The sequence below is a fragment of the Thermomonas aquatica genome, from assembly GCF_006337105.1.
Lineage (GTDB): Bacteria > Pseudomonadota > Gammaproteobacteria > Xanthomonadales > Xanthomonadaceae > Thermomonas > Thermomonas aquatica.
The window spans coordinates 1,890,029-1,902,183 of the sequence record NZ_CP040871.1; the positions used below are offsets into that span (position 1 = coordinate 1,890,029).

Below are 12,155 nucleotides of genomic sequence, written 5' to 3' on the forward strand. Positions count from 1 at the left end.
CCCGTGACCGCGTTCAGTCGCCGAGCAGGGCGCGGATATTGGCGATGCCGGCGCTGGCGCGTTCCTTCTTGCGCGCGGCATCGGCCACCGGGTCGGCGCCGTCGCGCTGCAGTTCTTCCGCCGGCAATTCATCGATGAAGCGGCTCGGCTTCAGGCGCATCCGGTCGCCCCAGCGCTGCGCTTCGTTGGCGTGCGAGAGCCACAGCTGTTCCTTGGCGCGGGTGATGCCCACGTACATCAACCGGCGTTCCTCGTCGAGGCGGCCTTCCTCGATGCTGGCCTCGTGCGGCAGGTTGCCGTCCTCGACGCCGACGATGAAGACGTAACGGAACTCGAGCCCCTTCGCCGCGTGCATCGACATCAACCGCACCTGGTTGCCGGCATCGCCCTTGTCGGCGTGACTGAGCAAGGCAAGCGCGGCGGCGAGTTCGCCGGGGCCGGAGGTCTTCGGGCCGTCGAACCAGTCGGCCAGTTCGTCGAGGTTGCGCCGGCGCGCCTGGAACTGCGCCTCGTCCTTGCACAGCGCGCGCAGCGCGGCGAGCAGGCCGGAACGTTCGTTCAATTTGCGCACCAGTTCCGCCGGCGCCAGCGTCTTGGCATCGATGCGCAGGCCACGGACGATGTCGCTGAAGCCCTGCAGCGCATTCGCGGCGCGTGCCGGCAGCTGCTTGGCCAAGCTGATCGAGTCGGCCGCGCGCGACAGCGGCATGTGGGCATTGTTCGCCAGTTCGCCGAGGCGCTGCAGCGAGGTCGCGCCGACGCCGCGATTGGGCGACTGCACCGCGCGCAGGAACGCCGCGTCGTCGTCCGGGTTGGCCAACAGCCGCAGCCAGGCCAGCGCGTCCTTCACTTCGCCACGGTCGAGGAAGGCGGTGCCGCCGCTCAGGTGGTACGGGATGCGCAGCAGCTGCAGCGCCTTTTCCAGCGCGCGGCTCTGGTGGTTGCCGCGGAACAGGATGCAGAACTCGCTCCACGGCGCCGCGTGCTTCTGCGCGACGAACTGGATTTCGGCGGCGACTTTCTCCGCCTCGTGCGCGGCGTCCTTGCATTCCCAGACGCGGATGCGCTCGCCGTCGGCGGCATCGCTCCACAGGGTCTTCGGGTGTTCGTGCGGGTTGTGGGCGATCAGCGCATTGGCCGCGCGCAGCACGCGGTTGCTGCAGCGGTAATTCTGTTCGAGCTTGATGATTTCGAGCTTCGGGTAATCCGTGCCCAGCGACAGCAGGTTGTCCGGGTTGGCGCCGCGCCAGGCGTAGATGCTCTGGTCGTCGTCGCCCACGCAGGTGAAGTGGCCTTTCTCGCCGGCGATCGCCTTCAGCAGGCGATACTGCGCGTCGTTGGTATCCTGGCATTCGTCGACGAGGAGATAGCCGATGCGTTCGCGCCAGCCGGCCACGGCCTCGGCATCGGTTTCCAGCAATTGCACCGGCAGCCGGATCAGGTCGTCGAAGTCCACCGCGTTGAACGCGGTGAGGCGCTGCTGGTAGCGCGCGTACAGCGCGGCGGCCTCGCGCTCGCGGGTGCTGCGCGCGGCTTCGGCGGCCTGCTCGGGCGACAGCCCGGCGTTCTTCGCGCGCGAGATCAGCTGTTTCGCCGCGTCGATGACGTCCGGCTTGCTGCCCGGCGGCAACAGGTCCTTCAGCTGTACGCTGGAATCGTCGGCATCGAAGATCGAGAAGCCGCGGCGCAGGCCGAGCTTGGCGTGCTCGATCTGCAGGATGCGCAGGCCCAGCGCATGGAAGGTGCTGATGGTCAGCTCCTGCGCGGCATCGCCGCGGATGCGCTTGGCCACGCGCTCGCGCATCTCGCGCGCCGATTTGTTGGTGAAGGTGATCGCGGCGATCCGCTTGGCCGGGTAGCGGCCGCTCTGGATCAGGTGGGCGATCTTCTCCACGATCACCCGGGTCTTGCCGCTGCCGGCGCCGGCCAGCACCAGCAGCGGGCCTTCCACGTGCAGGACGGCCTGGCGTTGCGGGGGGTTCAATCCGTGGAGGGCGTTGCCGTGCATCGCCGTCATTGTCGAAGCGCGCGGCCAGCGCCGCCAGCCTTGTGCGCCGGTAGAATCCGTGCATGGCAAAGCTCTACTTCTACTACTCCGCGATGAACGCGGGGAAGACCACCACCCTGCTGCAATCCGCGTACAACTACCGCGAGCGCGGGATGCGGGTGGCGATCCTGACCCCGAAGCTGGATTTCCGCGCCGGCAGCGGCACCGTGGCCTCGCGCATCGGCCTGCAGGCGGAAGGCATCGCCTTCGACCGCGACGCCGATCTCGACGCGCTGGTGCGCGCCGACATCGCCGCCCGCGGCAAGCTCGATTGCGTACTGGTCGACGAAGCGCAATTCCTCGCCAAACCGCAGGTCTGGCAGTTGAGCGAAGTGGTCGATGCGCTGCGCATCCCGGTGCTCTGCTACGGCCTGCGCACCGATTTCCGCGGCGAGCTGTTCGAGGGCAGCCAGTACCTGCTGGCCTGGGCCGACGAGCTGCAGGAGATCAAGACCATCTGCCACAGCGGCAAGAAGGCGACCATGAACGTGCGCATCGATGCCCAGGGGCATGCGTTGCAGGACGGGCCGCAGGTGGAGATCGGCGGCAACGAGCGCTACGTGTCGGTGAGCCGCGTGGAGTTCAAGAAGGTGATGCGCGGCGAGGGCAGCATCGAGCCCCTGCAGGCGCCGTTGCCGCTCTGAGTCAGCGCCTGCTGCACCTGGCGCGGATCTGCGCGACCTCGCGCGGCAATGCGCCGCCTTCGGGCAGGCTCAGCTGGATCTGCGCGAGCACGGCGTCCAGTTGCGCCCTGGCCTTCTCCGGGCGCCGCGGGCAGTCCAGTTCGGTCGCATAGGCGCGCGCCAGCCAGCTGGCCTTGCGCTGCTCGATGTCGCGCCCGTCGTAGTCGGCCCAGCCGAGCAGGCGCTGCAGGGCCGCGGCATCGCCCTGCGCGGCCTCGAAGCGCGCCAGCGAGACTTCCGCGCGCCGCGTGTGCGAATGCGCCTCGCCATAGCCGGCCCGGGTCAGGCGGACCGCATCCTGCAGGGCATCGCGGGCCGCGTCCTTCTCGCCCAGGCTGGCCAGGATTTCGCCGAGCAGGCGATCGCTGTCGCCGACCAGTTCGTGGTTGCCGCCGAAACGCTGCATGCGCAGCTGCCGCGATTCGCGGATCAGCGGCAGCGCCTGCGCATCCTCGCCGGCGCTGTGCAGGATCATCGCCAGGTTGTAGACGCCGGACGCGGTCAGGCCGGGGTTGGTGCCGCTGCGCCACGCCTCCACCGCCTGGGTCTGGTAATGGACCGCGCGCTGCAGGTCGCCGCGTTCCCAGGCGACCACCCCCAGGCTGTTGTAGGTGCGCGCGAGGTCGGGGTGGTTGCGATCCAGCCGGGTGCGCATCCAGGCATAGGTATCGAGGAATTCGGATTCGGCTTCGCCGAAGCGGCCGAGGTCGACGTACAGCGCCGCCAGCTGGCGACGCGCGTCGACCGTGGCGCGATGGTCGCGGCCGTGCAAATCCTGCGCCAGCGCGAGCGATTCGCGGCAGTCGCGCTCGGCGGCGGCGAGGTCGTCGTTGTTGCGTTCCAGCGAGCACAGGCTGCGCAGCATGTCGATCGCCAGCGGGTGGCGGTCGCCGACCTCGTGCCGCAACTGCGCCAAGGCATCGCGCAGGATCCGGATCGCCTGCCGCGGATCGCCGTCGTCGGCATGCAGGGCGGACAGGTCGAGCAGGCTTTCGGCCACGCCCACGTCGTCGCCGTTGTCGCGGCGCAATTTCAGCGAGCGCGAGAACAGCTGGTTGGCCAGGTTGCGCTGGCCGAGGTCGCGCCGGCAACGCGCCAACTGCGAATAGAACGCGGCGACCTGCGCCGGCAGTTGTTCCTGCTCGCGTTCGGCGAGCGCCAGCAGCGGCTGCATCTGCCGCTCGCAACCGCGCATGTCGCTGAGCTGGCGGCGGGCGTTGCCGCGCAGGGTGGCCGCTTCCAGCCGCAGGCTGGTCGGCGCGTCCGGCAGTGCGCGCAGCAGCTGCGCCTGCCTGTCGAGCAGGGCGCCGGCTTCGCGGTAGTCGCCCAGCCCAAGCCGCAGCCGCGCCACCACGCCATAGAGTTCGGCGCGCGCCTGCGGCTGCCGCGCCAGGCTGCGTTCGCCGCGGACGATGCCGAGGTCGAGCAGGGCGCGCAGGTCCATCGGCGTGTCCATCGGCGCGTTGCCGGCGCTCTCGAACAGCCCGGCCACAAAGTTCTGCATCGCCTGCGCGCGGTTGGCTTCGCGCAGCGCCTGCCGCGCCTGCCAGCTGACCACGCCGAGCGCGGTCGCCATCACCGCCAGCACCATGGTCGCCGCGCCCAGCGCCCAGCGGTGCCGGTGCAGGTATTTGCGGGTGCGATAGCCCAGGCTTTCGCCGCGCGCCATCACCGGCCTGCCGCGCAGGTAGCAGAGCAGGTCCTGCGACAGCGCCTCGGCGGAGACGTAGCGCTGCTCGGGGCGCTTGCCCAGCGCCTTCAGGCTGATGTTGTCGAGGTCGCCGGCCAGTTCGCGCGCTAGGCGCGCCGGCGAATACGGGCGCGCCGCCTCGTCGCAGGCGCGCGCCGCGGCCTGCGAGGGCCGCAACGGTTCGCCGGCCAGGATCGCCTCTTCCCACTCGGCGTCGGTCTGGCGCTTGAGCCGATAGGGCTTGCTGCCGGTCAGCAGCTCGTACAGCACCACGCCGAGCGAATACACGTCGGTCATGGTGGTGACCGGTTCGCCGCGGATCTGCTCGGGCGCGGCGTAGTGCAGGGTGAAGGTACGCACGCCGGTGCGGGTCTGTTCCACCGGCAACGGTTCGACATCGAGCAGCTTGGCGATGCCGAAGTCGAGCAGGCGCACATGCCCGGCCGGGGTCACCAGGATGTTGGACGGCTTCAGGTCGCGGTGCACGATCAGGTTGGCGTGCGCGTGGCTGACCGCTTCGCAGACCTGGCGGAACAGGTCGATGCGCGCGGCGATGTCCAGCTGGCGCGACTGGCAGTAGCTGGTGATCGGTTCGCCGTCGACGTATTCCAGGGCAAGGTAGGGTTGCCCGTCGCGGTCGATGCCGGCATCGAGCAGGCGCGCGATGTAGGGATGGGCGAAACGGGCGAGGATCTCGCGCTCGCGGTCGAAGCGCTGGCGCAGCTTCGGATCGGCCAGGCCCGGGCGCAGCAATTTCAGCGCGACCTTGCGCTCGTACAGGCCGTCGGCGCGCGCCGCCAGCCAGACCTGGCCCATGCCGCCTTCGCCGATCAGCCGGTCCAGCCGGTACGGGCCGATGCGTGCGCCCGGGCGCGCGCCATTGGGCACGTCCACCACCGGCTCGGCGAGGAAGTCGGCATCGCCTTCCTCCATCGCCAGCAGTTTCTCCAGCTCGTCGGCCAGCGCCGCATCCTCGCGGCGCAAGGCGGCGAGGTGTTCGCTGCGTTGCTGCTCCGGCAGCTCCAGCAGTGCGTCGAGCAGCGGCGACAGGCGTTGCCAGCGTTCGGCGTCCATCGTCAGCGCCGGTTCGCCTGTCCCTGCGGTCAGGCGACGGTCGGGTCCTTGAGCGAGGCGAGCAGGAACATGCGCGCCTTCTGCCAGTCGCGGCGCACGCTGCGTTCCGAACGCTGCAGCAGGGCGGCGATCTCCAGCTCCGAGAGGCCGGCGAAATAGCGCAATTCGACCACCTGGGTCAGCCGCGGCTCGACCGCGTGCAGGCGGGTCAGCGCGGTGTCCAGGCCCAGCATGTCCTCGTCCAGGCGCAGCCCGCCCTCGATGTCTTCCGGCAGGTCGGTGACGCGGTGCTGGTCGCCGCCGCGCTTCTGCGCCAGCCGCTGGCGCGCGTAATCCACCACCACGCTGCGCATCGCCGAGGCGGCATAGGCGAAGAAGTGCGCGCGGTCGTCGAATTGCGCGGCGCCGCTGCCGCGGCCGATCAGCTTGAGGTAGGCCTCGTGGACCAGCGCGGTGGCATCCAGGGTATGCCCGTGCTGGCCGGCCAGCTGGCGGCGCGCCATCGAATGCAGTTCCTGGTACAGCGTGGCGAGCACGCGGTCCATCGCGCCACGGTCGCCCTTGTGCGCGGCATCCAGCAGGACGGTGATCTCACCGGATTCGGTCATCGCGGCAATGAACAGGGGGTGCGGGGGAAGGCGGACTATAGCCCGGCGCGGCCAATCCCGCGCAAGCGCTGGCCGGCCGTGACCGTTTTCAGCGTTGGCAGTGCCCGCACCACACGCTGGCGCGCTGGCCGACCAGGGCCTGTTTCAGCGCCCGGCCGCAACGCGGGCAGGGTTCGCCGCCGCGGCCGTAGACCAGCAGTTCCTGCTCGAAGTAGCCGGGCGCGCCGTCCGGGCTGATGAAATCGCGCAGGGTGGTGCCGCCGCGCGCGATGGCATGCCCCAGGATCGCCCGCACCGCGTCGGCCAGCGCGGCATAGCGCGCACGCGAGACCTTGCCGGCTTCGCGCAGCGGCGAGATCCCGGCCATGAACAAGGCTTCCGCCGCATAGATGTTGCCGACGCCGACCACCACCGACTGGTCCATCAGGAAGGCCTTCACCGGCGCGCTGCGGCCGCGGCTTCTTGCGAACAGGTAATCCCCATCGAAAGCCGCCCCATCGAAAGCCGCCCCATCGAAGTCGTCCGCCAGCGGCTCCGGCCCCAGCCCGGCCAGCAGTTCGTGGGTTTCGCCCGGCGCCTGCCAGAGCAGGCAGCCGAAGCGGCGCGGATCGTTGAAGCGCAGCACGCGGCCGGAGTCCAGGGCGATGTCGACGTGGTCGTGCGCGCGCACCGGCGCATCGCCCGGCAATACGCGCAGGCTGCCGGACATGCCCAGGTGCAGCAGCGCGCTGCCGGCGGCGGTCTCCAGCAGCAGGTACTTGGCGCGGCGGCGGATGCCGTCGATGCGTTGCTCGGGCAACAGCTCCTCGATCTCGCGCGGGATCGGCCAGCGCAGGTCCGGGCGGCGCAGCAGCACGTGCTCGACGCGGCGGCCGGCGACATGCGGCAACAGGCCGCGGCGGGTGGTCTCGACTTCGGGCAGTTCGGGCATCGCGGCTCACCAATTCGCGCCATGCGTTGCATACACTGCATGGACTTCATCCGGGGACAGCATATGCGCAATGCGTGGTCGGGCCTGTTCGGCGTTGCACTGGCGCTGTGCGCGGCGATGCCGCTGCAGGCGGCGGAACCGAAGATCGGCGAGCTGCCGCCCGCATTGCTGGGCAGGGATCGCCAGGGCGATGTGGTGGACCTCGCGCAGCATCGCGGCAAGATCGTGGTGGTCACCTTCTGGGCGTCGTGGTGCGGTCCCTGCCGCAAGGAACTGCCGGGCCTGGATGCGCTGCAGAAGCACGCCGGCGACAAGATCCTCAAGGTGATCGCGGTCAACGTGCAGGACAGCACCGAGGACTACCGGACGATGATGCGGCAGATGAAGGACTTCAGCATCACCCTGACCCGCGACCGCAGCGGCGAGATCGCCGAAGGCTACGGGGTGAAGGCGTATCCGAACCTGTGGATCATCGACCCGCAGGGCAAGGTGGCCGCGCACCATGTCGGTTACGGCGAGGATTCGCTGGACAGGCTGGTCGCGCAGATCAACCAGGTGATCGTGGCCGAGCAGCAACGGCGGAACGCGGCGGCGGCGACCGCGGGCTGACGCCGTTCAGCGGTCGCGGCGGCGGGCCGTGGCATCATTGCCGCGCGCCTTTCCGCGTCCGCCGAGACTTCCCCGCGATGCCCGCTTCGTTCCTCGATTTCCTCGCCGGCGGCCTGTTCCAGTTCGGCTGGCTGGCGATGCTGCTGTACCTGCTGGTGGTCACCCAGGTCACCATCTTCACCGTGACCCTGTACCTGCACCGCAGCCAGGCGCACCGCGGCGTCGATTTCCATCCGCTGGTCGCGCATTTCTTCCGCTTCTGGAGCTGGCTGACCACCTCGATGATCACCCGCGAGTGGGCGGCGATCCATCGCAAGCACCACGCCAAGTGCGAGACCGAGGAAGACCCGCACAGCCCGATGCACAAGGGCATCCACAACGTCATGTGGAAGGGCGCCGACATGTACCGCGAGGCGCGCCTGGACCGCGCCAGCATCGAGCAGTACGGCAAGGGCTGCCCGGACGACTGGATCGAACGCAACCTCTACACCCGCCATGCCACGCTCGGCGTGGTGCTGCTGCTGGTGGCCAGCTTCGTGCTGTTCGGCGCCAAGGGCGTGGCCGTGTGGGCGATCCAGATGGCGTGGATCCCGTTCTGGGCGGCCGGCGTGATCAACGGCCTCGGCCACTGGTGGGGCTACCGCAATTTCGAGACCACCGACACCGCCACCAACCTCAGCCCGTGGGGCGTGTGGGTCGGCGGCGAGGAACTGCACAACAACCACCATGCGTTCCCGTCGTCGGCCAAGTTCGCCCTGCGCAAGTGGGAATTCGACATCGGCTGGGCGGCGATCAAGCTGTTCGCCTCGGTGCGCCTGGCCAAGGTGTTGCGCGTGGCGCCGTCGCTGAACCTGCGCCCGAACATCAAGGTGCCCGACGCGGAAACGGTGAAGGCGCTGCTGGCCTGCCGCTTCCAGGCGATGACCGACTACCAGCGCAACGTGCTCAAGCCGGCGCTGCGCGAGGAGGCCGCCGCCGCCGGCGCCAAGCTGCGCGCGCTGCTGCCGCGCAAGCTGCGCAAGGGCATGGTCGATGATGGCCGCTGGCTGTCGCCGGAATCGCGCGAGCAGTTGCAGCGCTGGATCGCCGAGCGCCCGCGCATCAATACGCTGATCGAATATCGCGCGCGCCTGGCCGAAGTGCTGGAGAGCCGCAGCCACGACGCCAGCGAAAAGCTCAAGCGCCTGCAGGCCTGGTGCGCCGAAGCCGAGGCCAGCGGCGTGCGCGCCCTGCAGGAGTATTCGGCGCGCCTGAAGGGCTACGCGCTGCAGCCGGCGTGATGCCGCGGTTCGCCATCGCCCTGCTTGCGTGCGCGTTGCCGATGGCGGCGGGCGCGCAGGTGCTGCGCACCGGCGACTACCTGTCGAAGATGGACGCGGACCGCGACGGCCGCGTCTCGCCGGCCGAATACCAGGACTGGCTCGGCTACGCCTTCGCCGCGATGGACCGCGATCGCGACGGCGTGTTGTCGCCGGCCGAGCAGCCCGGCGGGCGCGGCCCGGCATTGACCATCGCCGAGCATCGCGCGCGCATCGCCGATCGTTTCCGCAGGCAGGATGCCGACCGCGACGGGTTCCTCAGCGCGCGGGAGCTGGCTGCGCCGCCGCGCTAGTTCGCGCGGGACGCGGCCTTGGACGCCAGCATTTCCATGTCGGCGCGGGCCAATGTCGCCGTCAAGGGTTCTTCGTCGTTCCTGACCGCAAGCCCCATCGAGAAGGTGGCGCTCAGCGCGCCCATGTCGCGGCGGATTCGACCGACCAGGCCATCGATGCCGTCCGTGGTCGCGTTCCCCAGCAGGATCGCGAATTCATCGCCGCCCAGGCGCACGATGTAGTCGTTGTCGCGCATCCGCTCCTGCAGGTAGCGCACGACCTAGACCAGCACCCGGTCGCCTTCCTCGTGCCCGTGCAGGTCGTTGATCTGCTTGAAGTGGTCCATGTCGATGATGATCACGGCCCAGCTTGCGTCCTTGCCGAGGCGCTGCTCGAACACCGGCATGATCCGGCGGTTGTAGGCGCCGGTCAGCGCATCGCGCAGGCTTTTTTCGTTCAGTTCGTCGAGTTCGCGGGCCTGCATGGTGAGGTCCACCGCATAGCAGATGGCGTAGGCATCCCCCACTTCCGGCTGGAAGCGCGAGCCGCTCAGGTGCCAGTAGCGCTTCCAGTCCTCCGCGTCCCTCAGGTACAGCATGCAGTCCGCGGCATCCTTCGACACCACGTCCCGCAGGTAGCTGGCGAAATCCTCGAGGCTTTCCGGGGCGAGCATGTCCTTCAGGTTCATCCCGACGACGCCATCCACCGTGGCGTTCATGGCGGCGGCGGTCTTCGGGTTGGTCGCGATCACCGCACCGTGGTCGTCGTGGATGAAGACCAGCCCCTTGCTCAGCTGCAGCAGGCTGGAGATGCGCGATTCGTTGATCTGCTTGGCGCGGTTGGCTTCGCGCAGGCGGAAGTACATCTTGCGTTGCTTGCGGTAGAAGAAGGCGAGCCCGGCCAGCGCCGCCACGGACACGGCGACAAGCAGCAGCATCAACTGGTTGTTCCGCCGCAATGCGCTTTCCCGCTGCTGGAGGAGGTCCTTCTCGCGCTGCAGGAAGGCGTAGTCGCGCTCTTTCTGCGCATATTCCAGGCGCGCCGCGAAATCGTCCGCAGCCTCCGCGCGGTCGCTGGTTTCGATCCGCTCCTCGAGCAGGATCATGCGTTCGAGCAGCGAGGCGGTCGTCGCGGCGTCGCGTTCCCCGGACTTGAGCATCGCCCCGGCCATGCTGCGCAGCGCGCGCAGTTCGTCGCGATCGAGGCGCAGGGCCTGGAACGAAGCGGTGGCCTTGCGGTACTCGGCGCCCGCGTTGGCGAATTGGCCTCCGACCAGGAATGCGTCGCCGAGCGCTTCGTGGCCGAGCCCGGTCAACTGGGTATTCTTCAACCGTTCCGCCGAGCGGAAGATCCGCGCCGCGCTTTCCCGCTGGGTGGCGACGTCGCCGCGCGACTTGGCGATCCTGGCGCTGCCGATGGCGATTTCGGCCAGCAGCTTGGGGTCGCCGGCCAGGTCGGCGGCCGCCTCGCCCGCCTGGAGCGTGGCCATCGCGCTCGCTACGTCCCCGGACTCCACCTGCGCCCGCGCCAGGTTCCTGAGCAGGCGGCCGCGCATCGCCGGCGAGCCCTGCCGGCCGAGGTCGCGGAGCCCCTGTTCGGCATACATCGCCGACATCCTGATCTTGCCCAGCGAATAACTCATCGACGAATAGGCGAGCGCGATGTCCGCCTCCAGCTCCGGCAGCCCCAGGCTCTTGACGTCCAGCTCGGCGCGCGCCAGCAGCTCGGTCGCGATCGTGTAGTTCTTGAGCGAGGTTTCCGCCCGCGCCTGGGTGATCATGCCGCGGATCGCCAGCGCGCGATCGTGCACGGCGTCCGCCAGCTTGGCGGCGTTCGCCCCCGCCGATCGCTGGCAGCGCCAGTCGGCGGTGACCCGGCATGCGTTCGCTTCGGCCAGGTAGAGCAGGGCTTCGCGTTCCCGGTTGTGGGCCAGGCGCGCCTGGCGGAAGGCTTCCGGCAGGCGCGCCAGCACGGCCTCGGGATCGGTCAGGGCCTGCAGCTCCAGCGGATCCTGGCGGGGTTCGGACGGTGGCGCTGCCGGTGGCGGATGCGGCGAGCGCGGCGAACAGCGCGCCTGCGCAGGCGGCTGCGGCGAACCCGGTCGGACGTCGGCGCATCGTTCCCCCTCGGCCAGGCATGGGCGTCTACAGCTCCGGAAGCAGCAGGCGGAGCTGGCAGGCCAGCGAATCGCCTGCGGTCGCATCGCCCGCGATGTGCAGCAGCAGGTACTTCTGGAACAGGCCGTCGATCAGGGCATACGCCGCCACCGGCGACAGCCGCGGCGGCCTGCCCGCGAACGCGGCGAGGCGGGTGACCAGCCGCCACACCATGTCCTGCAGCAGGCGGTCGATCTCGATCACGTCGTCGCGGAACGAGCCCTCGAACAAGGCCTGCGCACGCAGGTCGTACCAGAGGCTGTGCATCGGCGCCTCGTTGCGCAGGGTCTCGGCCAGGACAGCGAGGAAGCCTTCCACCAGCGCGTCGGCATCGCGCGCATTCGCCACGATGCCGTCGTAGCGGTTGGCGCACCTGGTCTTGTATTCGCGGACGCTGCAGCTGATGAGGTCCAGCTTGTCCTTGAAGTAGTAGTGCAGCACCCCGTGGCTGTATTCGGAATTCTGCGCGATCTCGCGCAGGCTGGTGCGCGCGTAGCCCAGTTCGGCGAGCGTCTGCAGGGTGACTTCCGCCAGCTCCCTGCGCCGCAGTTCGAACTTCTCGGCAGGCGCCGGCGATTGCCGCGTCGGCGGCTTGCGCATGGCGGGCTTGTTGGCGGATCGGGAGGGCTGCTTCACGGCGGTGTTGGCAAGGACTTGGCCGGAATGCGGCGGCGGGACGCGAGGACTGTGACAATTGTCCAAACATGCCTGCGGCACCGTCAATAAAATTTTGACAGTCGTCACAAATATAAATGGCGCGGATCG

Annotated in this window: 9 protein-coding genes and 1 pseudogene; 4 read left to right on the forward strand and 6 right to left on the reverse strand. The window is 69.3% G+C overall.

The features are described from left to right. Window positions 1-13: 13 nt before the first annotated feature. Complete coding sequence (locus tag FHQ07_RS08985; RefSeq protein WP_139716488.1) at window positions 14-2,008, reverse strand: UvrD-helicase domain-containing protein; 1,995 nt, start codon at window positions 2,006-2,008, stop codon at window positions 14-16. A 62-nt stretch (window positions 2,009-2,070) separates the two neighbouring features. Between FHQ07_RS08985 and FHQ07_RS08990 the strand changes: the two genes are divergently transcribed. After that, the gene (locus FHQ07_RS08990; RefSeq protein ID WP_139716489.1) at window positions 2,071-2,691 is read left to right on the forward strand and encodes a thymidine kinase; all 621 of its coding nucleotides are present in this window, start codon (window positions 2,071-2,073) and stop codon (window positions 2,689-2,691) included. A 1-nt stretch (window position 2,692) separates the two neighbouring features. On the opposite strand, the gene FHQ07_RS08995 is transcribed toward FHQ07_RS08990, so the two are convergent. From FHQ07_RS08995 to mutM, 3 genes are all read right to left on the reverse strand, one after another. Further along, on the reverse strand, window positions 2,693-5,494 hold the full coding sequence (locus tag FHQ07_RS08995) for a serine/threonine-protein kinase (RefSeq protein ID WP_139716490.1): 2,802 nt from the start codon (window positions 5,492-5,494) through the stop codon (window positions 2,693-2,695). A 29-nt stretch (window positions 5,495-5,523) separates the two neighbouring features. Next, window positions 5,524-6,102 (reverse strand): ECF-type sigma factor, encoded by a 579-nt coding sequence (locus FHQ07_RS09000; RefSeq protein ID WP_139716491.1) that lies wholly within the window; start codon window positions 6,100-6,102, stop codon window positions 5,524-5,526. A gap of 88 nt (window positions 6,103-6,190) precedes the next feature. Further along, window positions 6,191-7,033 (reverse strand): bifunctional DNA-formamidopyrimidine glycosylase/DNA-(apurinic or apyrimidinic site) lyase, encoded by an 843-nt coding sequence (gene mutM, locus FHQ07_RS09005; RefSeq protein ID WP_139716492.1) that lies wholly within the window; start codon window positions 7,031-7,033, stop codon window positions 6,191-6,193. A 63-nt stretch (window positions 7,034-7,096) separates the two neighbouring features. On the opposite strand from mutM, the gene FHQ07_RS09010 reads away from it, so the two are divergent. The 3 genes from FHQ07_RS09010 to FHQ07_RS09020 all read left to right on the forward strand — a co-directional run bounded on the left by FHQ07_RS09010 (window position 7,097) and on the right by FHQ07_RS09020 (window position 9,254). Continuing rightward, on the forward strand, window positions 7,097-7,642 hold the full coding sequence (locus tag FHQ07_RS09010) for a TlpA family protein disulfide reductase (RefSeq protein ID WP_168191526.1): 546 nt from the start codon (window positions 7,097-7,099) through the stop codon (window positions 7,640-7,642). 77 nt (window positions 7,643-7,719) lie between these two features. Continuing rightward, a complete protein-coding gene (locus FHQ07_RS09015) occupies window positions 7,720-8,922 on the forward strand; it encodes a DesA family fatty acid desaturase (RefSeq protein WP_139716494.1) in 1,203 nt (400 codons plus the stop codon). Next, window positions 8,922-9,254 (forward strand): EF-hand domain-containing protein, encoded by a 333-nt coding sequence (locus FHQ07_RS09020; RefSeq protein WP_139716495.1) that lies wholly within the window; start codon window positions 8,922-8,924, stop codon window positions 9,252-9,254. Before FHQ07_RS09015 ends, FHQ07_RS09020 begins: the two co-directional genes overlap by 1 nt. Here the strand turns inward: FHQ07_RS09020 and FHQ07_RS14670 are convergent. Next, window positions 9,251-11,437, reverse strand: a pseudogene (locus FHQ07_RS14670) (sensor domain-containing diguanylate cyclase). The gene FHQ07_RS09020 and the pseudogene FHQ07_RS14670 overlap by 4 nt on opposite strands. Next, complete coding sequence (locus tag FHQ07_RS09035) at window positions 11,379-12,026, reverse strand: TetR/AcrR family transcriptional regulator (protein ID WP_206202310.1); 648 nt, start codon at window positions 12,024-12,026, stop codon at window positions 11,379-11,381. The pseudogene FHQ07_RS14670 and the gene FHQ07_RS09035 overlap by 59 nt, the downstream one beginning before the upstream one ends. Window positions 12,027-12,155: the final 129 nt, after the last annotated feature.

Coding starts and splice junctions, on each gene's coding strand:
- FHQ07_RS08985 (WP_139716488.1), bottom strand. CDS start 2,008: ATGCACGGCAACGCCCTCCACGGATTGAACCCCCCGCAACGCCAGGCC.
- FHQ07_RS08990 (WP_139716489.1), top strand. CDS start 2,071: ATGGCAAAGCTCTACTTCTACTACTCCGCGATGAACGCGGGGAAGACC.
- FHQ07_RS08995 (WP_139716490.1), bottom strand. CDS start 5,494: ATGGACGCCGAACGCTGGCAACGCCTGTCGCCGCTGCTCGACGCACTG.
- FHQ07_RS09000 (WP_139716491.1), bottom strand. CDS start 6,102: ATGACCGAATCCGGTGAGATCACCGTCCTGCTGGATGCCGCGCACAAG.
- mutM (WP_139716492.1), bottom strand. CDS start 7,033: ATGCCCGAACTGCCCGAAGTCGAGACCACCCGCCGCGGCCTGTTGCCG.
- FHQ07_RS09010 (WP_168191526.1), top strand. CDS start 7,097: ATGCGCAATGCGTGGTCGGGCCTGTTCGGCGTTGCACTGGCGCTGTGC.
- FHQ07_RS09015 (WP_139716494.1), top strand. CDS start 7,720: ATGCCCGCTTCGTTCCTCGATTTCCTCGCCGGCGGCCTGTTCCAGTTC.
- FHQ07_RS09020 (WP_139716495.1), top strand. CDS start 8,922: ATGCCGCGGTTCGCCATCGCCCTGCTTGCGTGCGCGTTGCCGATGGCG.